This window comes from Neomicrococcus lactis, assembly GCF_014200305.1.
Classification (GTDB): domain Bacteria; phylum Actinomycetota; class Actinomycetes; order Actinomycetales; family Micrococcaceae; genus Neomicrococcus; species Neomicrococcus lactis.
Map to the genome: position 1 here is coordinate 467,399 of NZ_JACHBL010000001.1, position 15,372 is coordinate 482,770.

A 15,372-nucleotide genomic window follows, 5' to 3' on the forward strand; every position below is an offset into this window, starting at 1 on the left:
GTCTCGAAAGGAAAGTTTCTCTATGGCAGTCCTCCCCGTCCGCATTGTGGGCGATCCCATCCTGCGGAGCACCACGAGCAAGGTCACCACGTTTGATGAGCACTTGGCGAAACTCGCAGAGGACATGTTCGAGACCATGGATGACGTTGGCGGTGTTGGCCTCGCTGCCACCCAAGTGGGCGTTGACCTGCAGATCTTCACTTTCGACACTGACGGTATCCGCGGAGCGATCTGCAATCCTGTCCTCGAAGTCGGCGAGGAAATCCAAAATGAGCGCCAAGAAGGCTGCCTTTCGGTGCCGGGTCTTGGCTTCCACCTTCCACGCTCCAACTGGGCCAAGGTCACCGGCCAGGATGTGCACGGCAACCCCATCGAGTACGAAGGCGAAGGCCTCACGGCGCGTTGCCTCCAGCACGAATACGATCACTTGCAGGGCATGCTCTACATCGACCGGCTCCAAGGCGATGACAAGAAAACCGCTTTCCGCGCCATTCGCGACCGCAACTACAACAGCGTGACCGGCGAAACGCAAGCACAGCGCAGCGTCCGTTTGGGCACTAGCTTTGCGCCAGCGGCGTCGTCGTCCGCCTTTGGAAATATCACCCCCGGAAAGGGGAACTAGTCCGTGAAGGTTCTTTTCGCTGGCACCCCGGATGTTGCCGTCCCTAGCCTGAATGCACTGGTCAGCGCCGGATTCGATGTGGTTGGTGTGCTCACGCGCGAGGATGCGCCGGTAGGCCGCAAGAAGGTGATGACGCCATCGGTCGTGGCGCAACGTGCCACTGAACTCGGCCTGAACGTCATCAAGGCGAATAAGTTCAGCGAAGAGCTCGCGCAGGAGATCAAGGCGCTTGAGCCTGATGTTGCGGCGGTGGTGGCTTTCGGCGTCATTCTGCCGAAGTATGCGCTCGAAATTCCCGCCCACGGCTGGATCAATCTGCACTTCTCGCTGTTGCCTGCGTGGCGCGGCGCGGCCCCGGTTCAGCACGCCATCATGAACGGCGACGACATCACTGGCGCCTCCACGTTCCGCATCGACGAGGGCCTGGACACCGGCGCCGTCTTTGGCACGCTGACCGAAGTGCTGCGGCCCGAAGACACCGCAGGGGAGTTGTTGGGGCGGCTCGCTGACTCTGGCGCGATGCTCTTGACGCAGACGCTCTCCGGCATTGATTCGGGTGCCCTCACGGCGGTTCCGCAGTCCGGGGATGTCAGCTTGGCACCCAAGATTTCCCTCGAAGATGCGCGGATTAATTGGAGCTTGCCGGCTTTGGTCATCCGCCGTCGCATCAATGGCGTGACGCCTGCTCCGGGCGCGTGGACAGTCCTGGATGGGCAGCGATTCAAAGTCGCCACCACCCTTCCAGCGCAGGATGTTCGCGACTTGCAGCCGGGCGAAGTACGCATCGAGGGCGGCAAGAAGCCACGCGCGATTGTGGGCACCGGCTCCTACGGCTTGGAGCTGGTCACGTTGCAGCCTCCCGGCAAGAAAATGATGGCCGCCGCGGATTGGGCGCGCGGGCTCGGCTCAGAAAACGTAAGGTTTGAAGCATGAATTACGACGGCGCAGCTCGCCACGATCACTCGTCTCGCCGAAATGCCGCCGGACGTGAACGAAACCGCGGCTTTGGAGAGCAGCGGAATTTCAGTGCCGCGGCTCCGTCCCAGCGCAAGCGCACCGCTGACAAAGCACGCTTGACGGCGTTTCAGGTGCTGCGTGCTGTCTCGGATCAAGATGCGTACGCGAACCTCGTGTTGCCGCGTCAGATTCGCGAGAACCGTCTGGACAAGCAAGATGCCGGCTTCGCCACGGAACTCACTTATGGTGCGTTGCGCGAGCAAGGCTTGTATGACGCGGTCCTGCAGTTGTGTGTGGATCGTCCGCTCTCGGCGCTCGATGCTCCCGTTCTGGATGCCTTGCGCCTTGGTGCTCACCAGTTGCTGTCCATGCGCGTGCCAGCTCACGCCGCCTTGGACGAGACGGTGTCCTTGGTGCGTTCCCAGATCGGCATGGGTCCTTCGGGTCTCGTCAATGCGGTGCTGCGCAAGGTCTCGCGTCAGACGCGCGAGGAATGGATTCAGCAACTCACCGAGGACGTCACGGACGAATCCAAAATCTTCTCCACCACGTACAGCCACCCTGAATGGATTGTGCGGGCATTCCGCCAGTCCTTGGTGGCGCATGGCCGCGATGTCTCCGAGCTCGAGAAGTTGCTGGCGGCTGACAACGATGCGCCCGTGGTGAACCTCGTGGCTTTGCCAGGCATTGGCGACCTCGACGAGGTCTTCAAGCTCGGTGGCCGCAAGGGAAAGTTTGTGCCGGACTCGGCGTACTACGAATCCGGCGACGTGGGACGTTTGAATTCCGTGCGCGCCGGTGTGGTGCGCGTGCAGGACGCCGGATCTCAGGCCGTGGCGCGTGCGCTTGCGGATGTGGAGTTGCCGTCCGGAACCTCTGACGAAGAGTGGCTTGACCTGTGTGCTGGTCCGGGCGGAAAAGCCTCGCTGCTGGCTGCGCTTGCGGCCCAACGCGGCGCTTTCTTGACCGCGAATGAGCCTCAGCCACACCGTGCCGACCTCGTCGAAGATTCGCTCGGTGCCGTGCCGCAGGACGCGTGGCAGGTTACGGACATGGATGGCCGCGACTACGGCAAGGACCAGACGGAACGTCTCTTTGACCGCATCATGGTTGACGCTCCGTGTAGTGGATTGGGCGCGCTGCGTCGTCGTCCGGAAGCTCGCTGGCGCAAGAAGCTCACCGATGTTGCCGAGCTGACCGTGCTGCAATCTGAGCTCTTGGACGCGGCCCTCAAGGCCGTCCGCATCGGGGGAGTCGTGGCGTACGTGACGTGCTCGCCGCACCCAGCAGAAACGGTGGCCATCGTGGAAGATGCCATCAAGAAACACCCCAACCTGCGAATCTTGGACACCGCTGCCGCTCTCAATAGCGTCATCATGACCGCGCCCACGGCGCCCGGTCACACGTTCAACTCTGGCGCAGCAAGCGCCAGCACGTGGACTGGAAATTCCATTCAGTTGTGGCCGCACGTCAACAAGACGGACGCCATGTTCTTGACCCTCATGACTGTTGACGGACCGGAGGAATCGTGACGAACTGCGCCATTCACCCCAGCATCCTCTCCGCGGATTTCGCGCGACTGGCCCAAGAGCTAGAGCGTATCTCCAGCGCTGACGCGGTCCACGTGGATGTCATGGACAACCATTTCGTTCCCAACCTCACGCTGGGCTTGCCCGTGGTTGAGGCCATTATGAAGGCCACCTCGTTGCCGCTGGATATCCACCTCATGATCGAGGATCCGGACCGTTGGGCACCGGCCTACGCGGATCTCGGGGCGGACTCAGTGACCTTCCACGCCGAGGCCGCCAAGGCACCCGTGCGCTTGGCCCGTGAACTTCGCGCGCACGGCACCAAGTCCGCCATGGCACTCAAGCCGGCAACGCCACTTGAGCCGTACTTGGACATGTTGCCCGAGCTAGACATGCTGCTGTTGATGACGGTGGAGCCAGGCTTTGGTGGCCAGCCGTTCTTGGATCTGGTGATTCCTAAGATCGAGCGGGCTCGCAAGGCCATCGACGGCTCCGGCGCCACCATTACGCTTCAAGTTGACGGCGGAATCACCACGGAAACCATCAAGCGCGCTGCCGCCGCTGGTGCGGATAATTTCGTGGCTGGCTCCAGTGTTTACGGCGCCGCAGATGCTGCTGAAGCAATCTCAGCATTACGCAATAATGCGCAACGAAAGGATTCCGTGGAATAAAGCGCAGTGGAATGTGCTTGAATACACAGAACACAAACATACGTGCTCCGGGGTCGGTGTAATTCCGAACCGGCGGTATAGTCCGCGACCCACGCGTTGTTGAGCGAAAGCGAAGACAACAAATGGTTGAACCGGTGTAATTCCGGTACCGACAGTTAAAGTCTGGATGGGAGAAGCACGTGCTGATTTAGTGCACCACTTTTTGAGTGGTCGCGATTTCAGTGCAACGGACATTCTTTCCGTGCACCGAAGTCATCGCTGAACAGTCGTATCCCCCGGAGCCGCCGCGGCTCGACAGGAGGATAGATTGGAAAATCTGCGGTGGCTCATTGACCTTTTCAATGCATACATTCCCGTTGGTGGCAGCGCCCTATTGGTGCGCGAAGTCATCGGCAACATTTTTGGACTCGCATCAGCCCTCGGCGGCATGCGTCGTAAAGTCTGGGCATGGCCCGTTGGCATCATTGGCAACGCGCTCCTGCTAACCGTTTTCCTTGGCAGCGTCTTCGGCTCGGACCAGTCCGCCAATCTTCTAGGCCAGGCCGGCCGTCAAATCATGTTCATCGCCGTTTCCGTCTACGGGTGGAAACGTTGGAAGGATGCAAAGAACGACGCCGGAGCTGCCGTCACGCCGCAATGGGCCGGGACACGGGCTCGGCTAGGCATGGTTGCTTTCATGGTGATTGGCACTGTTGCCCTCACCCCGATCTTCACCGCGCTGGGTTCTTACGATCCGGTCTGGGCCGATGCGTGGACCTTCGTTGGATCCTTGCTCGCAACATATGGCATGGCCAAGGGGTGGGTGGAATTTTGGCTAGTCTGGGTGGCCGTTGATCTTGTAGGTGTCCCGCTACTCTTCTCTGCGGGCTACTACGCGACAGCCTTTATGTACGTGTTCTACGGCGTCTTTACGCTCGTAGGATTCTTTGTCTGGTGGCGCGCCAAGAACAACGAGAAGCCACAAGTGGAGACGATCATGCCAGATCCCACGATCCAACGAGCAGCTGATCGCGTTGTAAACGACGCATCATGAGTTTCTCGCTGACTGACCCAGCCGTCGCTTCGTTGCTCGGACTGTCCGTTCGGGAAGCGAAGCGTGGTGTGCGCGGTGCCAACCCGCTCGTTGGGGCGGTCATCGCGGATGCATCCGGACAGGTGGTAGCCACTGGTCACCACCGCGGGGCTGGCACGCCTCACGCAGAAGCGGATGCCTTGAGCAATCTCGCCGCCGCTCAGGAACTCGCGGCTCGCCGGCAGAACGAGCAAACGCCGCTAGATCCAGCGCTCGCAAATCCAGGACCACTAGATCCAGCGACGCTCACGATGCTTGTGACGCTCGAACCGTGCAACCACACCGGCCGTACCGGTCCGTGCTCGCACGCGATTGTGGAATCCGGAATCGGTCGGGTTGTTTACGCAGTGCCGGATGCAACTGACCGAGCCTCCGGGGGAGCAGCGCACCTGGTCGTGAATGGCGTCGAGGTGATTGCAGGCGAAAGCATCAGCGAGCAGTGGGTCGCCGAAAGCGGGGCCCTCAATGCTCGATGGTTTCGTGCTCAACGCGAGGCCCGTCCTTTTACGAGCCTGCACTTGGCGCAAACCCTCGATGCGAATATCGCTGCGGTCGATGGCACGAGCCAATGGATTACAGGAGACGCGTCTCGCCAACATAGTCACGGCATTCGTGCTCGGGTGGACGCGATCATCGTGGGAACGGGAACCATCCTCGCCGACAACCCACAGCTCACTGCTCGCGATGCTGGCGGAGAGCTCGCTCCACGCCAACCATTGCGCGTTGCGATGGGCCACCGCGATGTTCCGGACACAGCTCGCATCCGCGGCACCGGCAGCTTTGAGCAGTTTCACACGCACGATCCCCGCGAAGTGCTCTCCGAGCTCAAGGCGCGCGGCGTTGATCACGCCATGATCGAGGGCGGCTCCAGCATTGCCACGGCCTTCCTCGCAGCAGATCTCGTCGATGAAATCTGGCTGTACCAAGCCCCGAAGTTCTTGGGGCGCGGACGGTCAGCTCTTGATGACCTCGGAATTACTTCCCTCAGCCAAGCACTCGAACTAGAGCTTGATGACGTTGATGGCCCGGCCGTTCGTCAACTCGGCAACGATGTGCTCCTTCACCTCACCCCTCGTCACGAAGATAAGTAGGACAAAGATGTTTACCGGAATTGTGAGCGGCACCGGCCGCGTGGACGCAGTAGCGCCCGTCGACGGCTCGGAGGCCGTGGTTTTGACCCTGACCGTTCCAGGCCACGCGAATGACTTGGGACTGGGCGGCTCCATCGCCATCAACGGTGTGTGCTTGACCGCCACCACCATCAACGGCGACGTCATTGATGTCGACGTCATGGGGGAGACGCTTCAGCACACCACGATCGGGCAGCTCCAGCCCGGGGACCGCGTCAACCTGGAACGCTGCGTTCCGGTGGGCGGTCGTTTCGACGGTCACGTGGTCCAAGGCCACGTTGACGGAACCGGCAATTTGCTGGAGCGCGAAGATGAAGGCAACTGGCAGCGCTTGCGCTTCTCGGTTCCTCTCGAGCTGGCCCGCTTCGTGGCTCGCAAGGGATCGATCGCCATCGATGGCATTTCCCTGACCGTTACTGCTGTCTCCGAAGCAACGGAAGCACAGCAGTGGTTTGAAGTTGGCGTCATCCCCACCACCCTTCGCGACACCGTACTGGGAGATCGAGAAATCGGCGACGCCGTCAATCTCGAAGTGGACGTCATGGCGAAGTACGCCGAGCGGCGCGCAAGCTTTGAAGCGCTGACGCAAGCTGCGGCGTCGTCCTCAAAATCTGTGGACGCACAGGAGGGCAACTAGCCGTGGTTGAACGTCAAGAACCCATCAAGCTGGATCCGGTAGAGGACGCCATCGCGGCCATCGCTGCAGGGCGCGCCGTAGTAGTCGTCGATGACGAGGACCGCGAAAACGAGGGCGACATCATTTTTGCTGCTGCCCACGCAACGCATGCGCTCATGGCCTGGACCATCCGCCACACATCCGGCGTGATCTGCACGCCGATGACTGGTGAAATCGCGGACCGCCTCGAACTGCCGCCCATGGTGCAGATCAACCAAGACGCGAAAGGCACTGCCTACACCGTCTCGTGCGACGCCGCCCATGGCGTCACCACCGGCATTAGCGCCGCCGACCGCGCGCTGACGGCGCAGGTGCTCGCGAACGCTTCCGCCAAGCCGGCGGACATCACGCGACCGGGTCACATCTTCCCGTTGCGTGCCGTGGAAGGTGGCGTGCTCGCTCGCCGCGGACACACGGAAGCCTCGGTGGATTTGTGCGCGCTCGCAGGCGTTGCGCCCGTGGGCGTCATCGCGGAGATCGTCCACGACGACGGCGAAATGATGCGCTTGCCGGCTCTTCGCGAGTTCGCGGATGAGTTCGAAATCCCGCTCATCAGCATTGAGGATCTTGTAGCCTTCCGCGAAAGCCATGGCGCCGAGGAAGTTTCTTGCTCTATTGATGCCGTCGTCAGTGGCGGACCCGTGGTATCGCTGCCCACGCCGCACGGAACCTTCAGTGTGCAAGCTTGGGTAGAGCACCGTACCGGGATCGAACATTTCTCGCTCTCGGCTCCCGTTCCGGCGGACCTGACGGAAGACAGTACGACGGCGACGCACGTTCGCATTCACTCGGAGTGCTTGACCGGCGACGTGTTCGGTTCTTATCGCTGCGATTGCGGCGAGCAGCTCGACGCCGCTCTCGATCTTATCTCGCGCAAGGGCGGAACCGTTCTGTATGTGCGTGGCCATGAGGGCCGCGGCATTGGGCTGGCAAACAAGATTCTTGCATATGACCTGCAGGATCGTGGCGCAGACACCGTGGAAGCGAACGAACAACTGGGACTTCCCGTGGACGCCCGCAACTTCGATATTGCCGCGGCGATTCTTCACACGCTCAAGTTGGATCGCATCCGCTTGGTCACCAACAACCCGGCGAAAACCGAGTGGCTCACCGCCGCAGGAATCGACGTGGTGGAAAACGTGGAGTTGGCTATCCGAGCCCGCGCGGAAAACGAGCGCTACCTGCGCACTAAGCGCGAACGCTTGAAGCACCACTTGGCGGACAGCATTTTTGATGCGCCGCAGCCTGGCAATGCGACAGTCACGCCCAACGGCAACCTTTAGAACAACCTCACTTCGAACAATTTCACGTCGAACAATTTCACCTCGAACAACAACGGAGAAGAATTATGAGCGGTCACGGAGCTCCCGAAGCAAATAAGAATCAGCTTGCCAAAGCAGGAAAGCTGGGCCTCAAAGTCGCCATCATTGCCTCGAGCTGGCACACCCAAGTCATGGACGGACTGATCGACGGCGCTCAGCGTGCCGCCAAGGACGCTGGGCTTCGCGCGGACCTTATTCGAGTTCCGGGTTCTTTCGAGCTGCCTGTTGCGGCATCCCGTTTGGCTCCGCATTACGACGCGATCGTCGCATTGGGCGTAGTCATTCGTGGCGGTACTCCGCACTTCGACTTCGTGTGCCACGGCGCCACCAACGGCTTGATGGACGTCGCCGTGCAAACCGGCAAGCCGGTCGGCTTTGGCCTACTCACGTGCGATACCGAAGCGCAGGCCATCGATCGTGCGGGCCTCGAGGGCTCTGCCGAGGATAAGGGATACGAGGCGACGGCAGCCGCGCTAGAGACCGCCGTCGTACTCAAAAGTACGCTTGCGGGCAAGTGAGCAAACCGTCACACTCTCGCCCTGAGTGCTGGGTTAGGGACTGATTGCGACTAATCTTGTTGAAGTGAAAACCTTTGACTCCCTGTTTGAAGAGCTGACTGCTAAAGCTGCCGAGCGCCCTGAGGGCTCCGGCACCGTCAAACAACTGGATGCGGGAGTCCATGCGATCGGCAAGAAGGTTGTAGAAGAAGCCGCTGAAGTGTGGATGGCCGCGGAATACCAGAGCAACGACGAAGCTGCTGAAGAGATTTCGCAGTTGCTGTACCACGTACAGGTCATGATGATCGCTAAGGGACTCTCCCTAAGCGACGTTTACAAGCATCTGTAAAAACCGCTAGCGCTTGCCCGCACATCATTCGTTTCAAGCCGTTCAAGGATTCAACAATGTTGAGAATCGCTGTTCCAAACAAGGGCGCCCTGTCTGAGGCTGCCCAGAAAATGCTCACCGAGTCCGGTTACCGCCAGCGTCGCGACAACCGTGAACTCGTCATGGAAGACCCAGAAAACGGTGTGGAGTTCTTTTACCTCCGCCCCCGTGACATCGCCGTGTACGTCGGTAAAGGCATCTTGGATATTGGCATCACGGGCCGTGACTTGCTCATGGACTCCGGTGCCAGCCAAGATGCTGAAGAGATCATGCAGTTGGGCCTCGGTGTCTCGACGTTCCGTTTCGCCGCTCCGGTAGGGACGTTCACCGACGTCAACCAGCTCCAGGGCAAGCGCATTGCCACGAGCTATGACAACCTGTTGCGCGGGTACCTCGAGAAGACCGGCGTGAATGCCAGCATCGTTCGTTTGGACGGCGCCATTGAGTCTTCGGTACGCCTTGGCGTGGCAGACGCGATCGCCGACGTGGTGGAGACCGGAAGCACCTTGCGTGCGGCCGGCATGGAAACCTTCGGTGACCCGATCCTGCGTTCCGAAGCCGTGTTGATTGGCCGGAAGAACCACCAGCCAGCTGGCCTCGAAGTGCTCAAGCGCCGACTTCAGGGCGTCTTGGTAGCTCGCCGCTACGTCATGCTGGACTACGACGTTCCCACCGAACTCGTGGAGAAGGCCACCGCGCTCACGCCAGGTCTTGAATCCCCAACGATTTCACCATTGCACGATGCCAAGTGGATGGCTGTGCGCGCGATGGTGCGCCAGCAGGAAACGAACCGCATCATGGATGACCTCTATGACATCGGTGCGCGCGCTATCTTGGTGAGCCAGATCCACGCTTGCCGAATCTAAGGGTTCTCTGAATCTCTTTGGTTCACTGAACTATCGCTTCACTGACATCACTTATCGCTAAGGACAATTCATGAGCGTCGCTATTCGAGTGATCCCGTGCCTCGACGTTGACGAGGGACGCGTGGTCAAGGGCGTCAACTTTGAAGGTCTCCGGGATGCCGGTGATCCGCTGGAACTGGCCAAGCGATACAACGAAGCCGGTGCGGATGAACTCACGTTCCTCGACGTCACGGCTTCTAGCGGAAACCGCGAAACCACCTTTGACGTAGTGCGCCGCACCGCCGAGCAGGTCTTCATTCCGTTGACCGTGGGCGGCGGTGTGCGCACTGTTGAAGATGTGGACCGTCTCTTACGCGAAGGCGCTGACAAGGCGTCCATCAACACGGCAGCCGTGAATCGCCCTGAAGTGATCAATGAGATTACTCAGCGTTTTGGTTCTCAGGTGTTGGTGCTCTCGCTGGATGCGCGGCGGACGGATAACCCGGATGTTGCGTCTGGTTTTGAAGTCACGACGCACGGTGGCCGCAAGGGCACCGGCATGTGCGCGGTGCAGTGGGCGAAGGACGCCGCTGAGCGCGGTGTTGGTGAGATCTTGCTGAACTCGATTGATGCTGATGGCACCAAGGACGGCTTTGATCTGGAAATGATCCGCGCTGTTCGCGCTGCCGTCCACGTCCCGATCATCGCATCAGGCGGCGCGGGCGCTCCAGAGCATTTCCCGCCAGCCATCGAGGCTGGAGCGGATGCTGTGTTGGCCGCATCGATTTTCCACTTTGGGCCCGTCGATATGATCGCTCAGGTTAAAGAGGCAATCCGCGCGCACGGCTATCCTGTTCGTTAATTCTCAGTTTGAAACATCTGACCTCTGCGTTTCCGCAGTGTGAGATGTTCCGAATGAATGCGAGATGTTCCTAACGAACTAGTCCAGCGGATTCGCGAGACCCGTGAGGATCTTGATGGACTCAGGGGAGCCCTCAAGCGTCACAAGCGCGTGAGACTGGCGGCCATGAGAATGCATGACCAATTCACCAACGTGGCCGATGACTGCTACTGAATTAGCTGCTCGCTTGGCCACGAATCGTGTGCCGTCGCGGCGCACCAAAATTACGCCGACCGGGCTCTTTGCGTACATGAACTTGGCTCGGTGTGTGAGGTCACTCCAGAGCGCTTCAACGTAATCTTCATCGAGGTGACGGGGCGCCCAGCGGCTCCGAGCGCGGCGCACGTCTTCCGTGTGCACGAAGTACTCGAGCAAGTTGGCGGTGCGGTTGACCTGACGAATGCGGAAGGGCGAAAACTTTATGGGACCTGCGCGGAATCGATCCACCAGTTCCAGATAGACCGAGAGATCCTGAGCAGCGTCTGCAAGCTGCTCGAGCCGGTTCTCCATGGGACCCCGCAAGAGGGGGAGGAAAATGCCCGCGGACAAGGCCGAGTTCTCACGAATGAGAAGGTGAGCCGATAGATGGCGGGACTTCCAACCTTCACACAAAGTGTCTGCATCTGGCCCTACAGAGACCAGAACATCGGCGAGTGCCTCTCGAGAAGTTTCAACGTAATGCATCTCGTGAAACGTAACATGAAAAGCCCGTTCAAGCCCGTGTTTTCGCTAGTTGTCGTGGATAAATCCGATTACTACTCCTCGATCACGGAGTCACTCCTGCACGCTACTAGAATGGACAAGATGCCCACAGCCGAATGTGGCACTAGAAGCCCTGGAAGAAGTACTCGTGTCTGAAAACCTCCAAGACGTTCTTGACCCCAACCTTGCAGAGAAGCTGGTTTTCAATGAGGCAGGCCTCATTCCAGCAATTGTGCAGCAGCATGACACCCTTGAAGTGCTCATGATGGGTTGGATGGATGACGTGGCCCTTGCCCGCACCCTGACCACCGGTCGCGTCTGGTTCTACTCGCGTTCGCGCCGTGAGTATTGGCGCAAGGGAGACACCTCAGGCCACGTGCAATACGTGAAGTCTGCCGCGATTGACTGCGATTCAGACGTGTTGCTCATCAAGGTTCACCAAGTGGGCGTTGCGTGCCACACCGGCACCAGGACGTGCTTCACCGGTCGAGAGCTCCCGGTGGTAGTCGGTAACGAAAACGAAGACGCGAAGGAAACGAAGTAATGCAGCGCCTAGGCGAAATCTCTCCCACCCGAGAAGGGTTCCGCGAGCTGGCGAAAGACCGGCGCGTCATTCCGATCAGCCTCCGCATCTTGGGCGACATTTACACGCCCATTTCCTTGTACTCCAAGCTCGCGCAGAGCCGCCCAGGAACGTTCCTCTTGGAATCCGCTGCAGCTGGCGGTGTCTGGAGCCGCTATTCGTTCATTGGTGTGAACTCTCCAGCGACGCTCACCAGCAAGGACGGATCGGCCTATTGGATGGGCGACGTTCCTACAGGCCTTCCTACCGAAGGCGTCAGCGTAGAAGTCCTTCGCGACACCATAGAAGCTCTCAAATCTAAGCCACTTCCGGGACTGCCCACGCTGACGTCCGGCATGGTGGGCTTCGTTGGCTGGGAAGCCGTACGCCACTGGGAGAAGCTGCCGAATCCTCCGGTCGATGACCTGCACTTGCCTGAGATCGCCATGAACCTCGTGGGGGACATGGCCGTGCATGACAACACGGACGGCACCGTCACCTTGATTGCCAACGCGATCAACTTCAATGGCACGGATGAGCACGTCGATGCAGCCTATGACGCAGCTCTTGAGCGCCTTGCGGAAATGCTGGACCGACTTAACGCTCCTGCAGAGCACGGCGCCGTGGTGCTTTCCGGACATGACATTGAGCGCGAAGAACTGCTCAACACCATCACGCACTCGTGGGACGAGTCCGCTTACCAAGACGCCATTCGCGTTGGAAAGCAAGCGATCGTTGACGGCGAAGTTTTCCAAGTGGTGATTTCGCGCCGTTTCGAGCTGGATACGCACGCCGAGCCGCTCGACATTTATCGCGTCCTGCGCGCCACGAACCCTAGCCCGTACATGTACATCTACACGTTTGAGCATCCAGAAGGCGGCGAGTACTCCATTGTGGGTTCGTCCCCAGAAGCTCTCGTGACCATCAACGATCGCCACGTGGTGACGCACCCCATCGCCGGTTCGCGCCCGCGTGGAGCGACGTATGAAGAGGACCAGCTCTATGAGAAGGACCTCATCAACGATGAGAAGGAGCGCGCCGAGCACTTGATGCTGGTGGATCTTTCCCGCAATGACCTTTCCAAGGTCTGCGAACCGGGAACGGTCGAGGTCACGCAATTCATGGAAGTGGAGCGTTTTAGCCACATCATGCACTTGGTCTCCAACGTGGTGGGCACGCTCCGCCCGGACGCGAGCGCCTATGACACTTTGGCTGCCACCTTCCCGGCTGGCACTTTGTCTGGCGCACCGAAGCCGCGTGCTTTGCAGCTGCTCGACGAGCTCGAGCCGCAGCGTCGTAGCGTCTACGGCGGCGTCGTGGGCTACTTCGACTTTGACGGCGACATGGACATGGCCATCACCATTCGTTCCGCGCTCATCAAGGACGGCCGCGCTTATGTGCAGGCCGGCGGAGGAATCGTCGCGGACTCGGACATCACGGCTGAAAGCCTCGAGAGCGTCAATAAGTCTGCAGCGCCGATGCGAGCTGTTTACGCGGCAACCACTATGGAACGCGTCGACTCGGCCGCAATTCGCGCATTGATCACGCCAGCTGGAGAATCGGCTGACGCTGAGCCTAACTCCACGTTGGAGGGTGCCCTGTGACATCCCGTAATGTCACGGTCGCTGCTCTTCTCGGTGCACTTCTTGTCCTCGCTGCGGCCACGCAGACCTGGATTCACGTCGTACCGGCGTCGTCGAGCGTCCGTCTTCCGGAAATTGATATTTCGGGGAACGACGCCGCCACGTCAGTTACAGCGCTGAGCGTTGCGTCGCTGGCTGCGGCGGTTGCTGCGACGATCGCACGCACTGTAGGACGCCGCGTGATTGGCGTGATCCTCGTTCTCGCGGGCGCCGGTATTGTTGCCGCAACCTTGTCTGTGATTTCAAATATTCAGTCCGCGGCCGCAACCAAAGTGGGGGAGTCGTTGGGCCAGTCCGTGGCCGATGGCACCTACTCGCAGACGTTTTGGCCCTACTTGGCACTTGTGGGCGGTGCCGTCGCGGCACTTGCTGGAGTCGCAATGGTGATCAAGGCTGGTACTTGGGCAGTGGACCGTCGACACACTCAAGGAACTGAGAAGGCAGCTGCTGCAGCAACGGCACAAGACCCTTCGCAAGCAACAGCGCAAGGTAAGGCTGCGGCGTCGTCGTCCTCTCAACAACAAAAGTGGGACGACATCGATAGCTGGGACCAGCTCTCCCGTGGAGACGACCCGACCGCAACATAGCCAGCGCCAGCAAAAATGATGGCAGAATGTCATAAGAGACTTGCGGAATTTATTTCCGCGCACATCAGACACGTTGCGTCGAACGTACATAGTATTTAGTACAAGACACAGTAGTTAGTACAAGGAGCACACCGAATGAACACCCGGGCACAACAAGTTCTCGAGCACGAGATTGATCCCACGCACGCTGAAGCTCCGGGACACGGAAACTCCGTTGCCGCTTGGGCTTGCATCGGCGTCATGATGGTTGGCGTCGTTGTTGGCGCAATCTTCTTTGCCATGCAGATTCCTGTTGGCGTGTATGTAGGCATTGCCATTGTGGTTGTTGGCCTCATTGTTGGCTGGCTCATGGTCAAGGCCGGATATGGCGTTGGCGGAAGCAAGTCCAAGGGCCACCACTAAGCGTGACGGTTCTAGAAAGCATCATCGACGGCGTTCGCGAGGATCTCGAGGAGCGCCGTCGCTCTGTAAGTGAGGCCGAAATCAAGGACCGCGCGCTCACCGCGTCGCCCGCCCTCGACGCCTTTGCCGCACTCGGTGGAACGCCTGATGGCGAAGGCCGCGACGGTGCCGTGCGCATCATTTCGGAAGTGAAGCGGAAGTCCCCGTCTAAGGGTGCTCTTGCGGATATTCCGGAGCCTGCCTCGCTCGCGAAAATGTACGAAAACGGCGGCGCTTCCGTAATCTCTGTGCTCACGGAAGAACGTCGCTTCGGCGGTAGCTTGGCTGATCTGGACGCCGTCCGTGAAGCTGTCAGCATTCCTGTGCTTCGCAAAGACTTCATGGTGGAGCCGTACCAGTTCTTCGAAGCCCGAGCACATGGCGCGGATCTCGTATTGCTGATTGTGGCCGCTCTGGATGATCAGAAGCTCGCAGAATTTTTGGCGTTGACGCACGAGCTTGGCATGAACGCTCTTGTGGAAACCCACACTGCTGAAGAAATTGAGCGCGCCGTTGCGGTTGGCTCCAAGATCATTGGTGTCAACACGCGAAATCTCAAGACTCTCGACGTAGACACCGCAACGTTCGGAAAGCTCAAGGACCTCATTCCTGCAGACCGCGTGATCGTTGCCGAGTCTGGCGTGCAGGAAATTTCCGATGTGGAAATGTACGGCGCCCGTGGTGCCGATGCGATCCTCGTTGGCGAGGCGCTCGTCAAGAGCGGCGATCCTGAAGCGACCGTCCGCGCGTATCGAGCAGCGGCAACTGCAGCGCGAGCATCTGCCAAAAGCGCGACCGGCGTTTCCGGTCAATCGACGCAATGATGC

The 15,372-nt window shown here is 59.7% G+C and carries 18 protein-coding genes and 1 riboswitch; of the genes, 17 read left to right on the plus strand and 1 reads right to left on the minus strand.

What is annotated here, in order from left to right; genetic code table 11:
* The first annotated feature begins 22 nt into the window (after window positions 1-22).
* The 12 genes from def (at window position 23) to hisF (ending at window position 10,571) form a co-directional block, all read left to right on the plus strand.
* On the plus strand, window positions 23-622 hold the full coding sequence (gene def / locus BKA12_RS02215; protein ID WP_183640337.1) for a peptide deformylase: 600 nt from the start codon (window positions 23-25) through the stop codon (window positions 620-622).
* Window positions 623-625: 3 nt separating this feature from the next.
* Window positions 626-1,555, plus strand: a complete 930-nt coding sequence (gene fmt / locus BKA12_RS02220) for a methionyl-tRNA formyltransferase (protein WP_183640339.1) — start codon at window positions 626-628, stop codon at window positions 1,553-1,555.
* Complete coding sequence (locus tag BKA12_RS02225) at window positions 1,552-3,111, plus strand: RsmB/NOP family class I SAM-dependent RNA methyltransferase (protein ID WP_183640341.1); 1,560 nt, start codon at window positions 1,552-1,554, stop codon at window positions 3,109-3,111. The genes fmt and BKA12_RS02225 overlap by 4 nt, the downstream gene beginning before the upstream one ends.
* Window positions 3,108-3,779 (plus strand): ribulose-phosphate 3-epimerase, encoded by a 672-nt coding sequence (gene rpe / locus BKA12_RS02230; protein WP_183640343.1) that lies wholly within the window; start codon window positions 3,108-3,110, stop codon window positions 3,777-3,779. Before BKA12_RS02225 ends, rpe begins: the two co-directional genes overlap by 4 nt.
* A 39-nt stretch (window positions 3,780-3,818) precedes the next feature.
* Window positions 3,819-3,961, plus strand: a riboswitch (FMN riboswitch).
* 125 nt (window positions 3,962-4,086) lie between these two features.
* A complete protein-coding gene (gene pnuC, locus BKA12_RS02235; RefSeq protein ID WP_183640345.1) occupies window positions 4,087-4,812 on the plus strand; it encodes a nicotinamide riboside transporter PnuC in 726 nt (241 codons plus the stop codon).
* Window positions 4,809-5,942 carry a bifunctional diaminohydroxyphosphoribosylaminopyrimidine deaminase/5-amino-6-(5-phosphoribosylamino)uracil reductase RibD gene (gene ribD, locus BKA12_RS02240; protein ID WP_183640346.1) on the plus strand — a complete coding sequence of 378 codons (1,134 nt, stop codon included), beginning with the start codon at window positions 4,809-4,811 and terminating at the stop codon, window positions 5,940-5,942. The genes pnuC and ribD overlap by 4 nt, the downstream gene beginning before the upstream one ends.
* A gap of 7 nt (window positions 5,943-5,949) precedes the next feature.
* On the plus strand, window positions 5,950-6,618 hold the full coding sequence (locus tag BKA12_RS02245) for a riboflavin synthase (RefSeq protein ID WP_183640348.1): 669 nt from the start codon (window positions 5,950-5,952) through the stop codon (window positions 6,616-6,618).
* 2 nt (window positions 6,619-6,620) lie between these two features.
* Window positions 6,621-7,940, plus strand: a complete 1,320-nt coding sequence (gene ribB / locus BKA12_RS02250) for a 3,4-dihydroxy-2-butanone-4-phosphate synthase (RefSeq protein ID WP_338087397.1) — start codon at window positions 6,621-6,623, stop codon at window positions 7,938-7,940.
* A 65-nt stretch (window positions 7,941-8,005) separates the two neighbouring features.
* The gene (ribH, locus tag BKA12_RS02255) at window positions 8,006-8,497 is read left to right on the plus strand and encodes a 6,7-dimethyl-8-ribityllumazine synthase (protein WP_183640350.1); all 492 of its coding nucleotides are present in this window, start codon (window positions 8,006-8,008) and stop codon (window positions 8,495-8,497) included.
* 64 nt (window positions 8,498-8,561) lie between these two features.
* Window positions 8,562-8,825 (plus strand): phosphoribosyl-ATP diphosphatase, encoded by a 264-nt coding sequence (locus tag BKA12_RS02260; protein WP_183640351.1) that lies wholly within the window; start codon window positions 8,562-8,564, stop codon window positions 8,823-8,825.
* A 56-nt stretch (window positions 8,826-8,881) separates the two neighbouring features.
* Window positions 8,882-9,730 (plus strand): ATP phosphoribosyltransferase, encoded by an 849-nt coding sequence (gene hisG, locus BKA12_RS02265; protein ID WP_183640352.1) that lies wholly within the window; start codon window positions 8,882-8,884, stop codon window positions 9,728-9,730.
* 70 nt (window positions 9,731-9,800) lie between these two features.
* Window positions 9,801-10,571, plus strand: a complete 771-nt coding sequence (hisF, locus tag BKA12_RS02270) for an imidazole glycerol phosphate synthase subunit HisF (RefSeq protein ID WP_183640353.1) — start codon at window positions 9,801-9,803, stop codon at window positions 10,569-10,571.
* Window positions 10,572-10,649: 78 nt separating this feature from the next.
* On the opposite strand, the gene BKA12_RS02275 is transcribed toward hisF, so the two are convergent.
* On the minus strand, window positions 10,650-11,294 hold the full coding sequence (locus BKA12_RS02275) for a TIGR03085 family metal-binding protein (RefSeq protein WP_183640354.1): 645 nt from the start codon (window positions 11,292-11,294) through the stop codon (window positions 10,650-10,652).
* A gap of 166 nt (window positions 11,295-11,460) precedes the next feature.
* On the opposite strand from BKA12_RS02275, the gene hisI reads away from it, so the two are divergent.
* From hisI to trpC, 5 genes are all read left to right on the plus strand, one after another.
* Window positions 11,461-11,856 carry a phosphoribosyl-AMP cyclohydrolase gene (gene hisI / locus BKA12_RS02280; protein ID WP_338087398.1) on the plus strand — a complete coding sequence of 132 codons (396 nt, stop codon included), beginning with the start codon at window positions 11,461-11,463 and terminating at the stop codon, window positions 11,854-11,856.
* Window positions 11,856-13,478: an anthranilate synthase component I gene (locus BKA12_RS02285; protein WP_183640357.1), complete on the plus strand. Its 1,623-nt coding sequence runs from the start codon at window positions 11,856-11,858 to the stop codon at window positions 13,476-13,478. The genes hisI and BKA12_RS02285 overlap by 1 nt, the downstream gene beginning before the upstream one ends.
* Window positions 13,475-14,104: a Trp biosynthesis-associated membrane protein gene (locus tag BKA12_RS02290; protein WP_183640358.1), complete on the plus strand. Its 630-nt coding sequence runs from the start codon at window positions 13,475-13,477 to the stop codon at window positions 14,102-14,104. The genes BKA12_RS02285 and BKA12_RS02290 overlap by 4 nt, the downstream gene beginning before the upstream one ends.
* Before the next feature lie 135 nt (window positions 14,105-14,239).
* Complete coding sequence (locus BKA12_RS02295; protein ID WP_183640360.1) at window positions 14,240-14,506, plus strand: DUF6704 family protein; 267 nt, start codon at window positions 14,240-14,242, stop codon at window positions 14,504-14,506.
* 2 nt (window positions 14,507-14,508) lie between these two features.
* Window positions 14,509-15,369, plus strand: coding sequence for an indole-3-glycerol phosphate synthase TrpC (gene trpC / locus BKA12_RS02300; protein WP_183640361.1), 861 nt, complete (start codon window positions 14,509-14,511; stop codon window positions 15,367-15,369).
* Window positions 15,370-15,372: the final 3 nt, after the last annotated feature.

What these genes read in the sequence shown, in the direction of transcription:
- def (WP_183640337.1), top strand. Translation starts at nt 23, where the DNA reads ATGGCAGTCCTCCCCGTCCGCATTGTGGGCGATCCCATCCTGCGGAGC.
- hisF (WP_183640353.1), top strand. Translation starts at nt 9,801, where the DNA reads ATGAGCGTCGCTATTCGAGTGATCCCGTGCCTCGACGTTGACGAGGGA.
- BKA12_RS02275 (WP_183640354.1), bottom strand. Translation starts at nt 11,294, where the DNA reads ATGCATTACGTTGAAACTTCTCGAGAGGCACTCGCCGATGTTCTGGTC.
- ribH (WP_183640350.1), top strand. Translation starts at nt 8,006, where the DNA reads ATGAGCGGTCACGGAGCTCCCGAAGCAAATAAGAATCAGCTTGCCAAA.
- BKA12_RS02285 (WP_183640357.1), top strand. Translation starts at nt 11,856, where the DNA reads ATGCAGCGCCTAGGCGAAATCTCTCCCACCCGAGAAGGGTTCCGCGAG.
- BKA12_RS02295 (WP_183640360.1), top strand. Translation starts at nt 14,240, where the DNA reads ATGAACACCCGGGCACAACAAGTTCTCGAGCACGAGATTGATCCCACG.
- BKA12_RS02245 (WP_183640348.1), top strand. Translation starts at nt 5,950, where the DNA reads ATGTTTACCGGAATTGTGAGCGGCACCGGCCGCGTGGACGCAGTAGCG.
- hisG (WP_183640352.1), top strand. Translation starts at nt 8,882, where the DNA reads ATGTTGAGAATCGCTGTTCCAAACAAGGGCGCCCTGTCTGAGGCTGCC.
- ribD (WP_183640346.1), top strand. Translation starts at nt 4,809, where the DNA reads ATGAGTTTCTCGCTGACTGACCCAGCCGTCGCTTCGTTGCTCGGACTG.
- BKA12_RS02225 (WP_183640341.1), top strand. Translation starts at nt 1,552, where the DNA reads ATGAATTACGACGGCGCAGCTCGCCACGATCACTCGTCTCGCCGAAAT.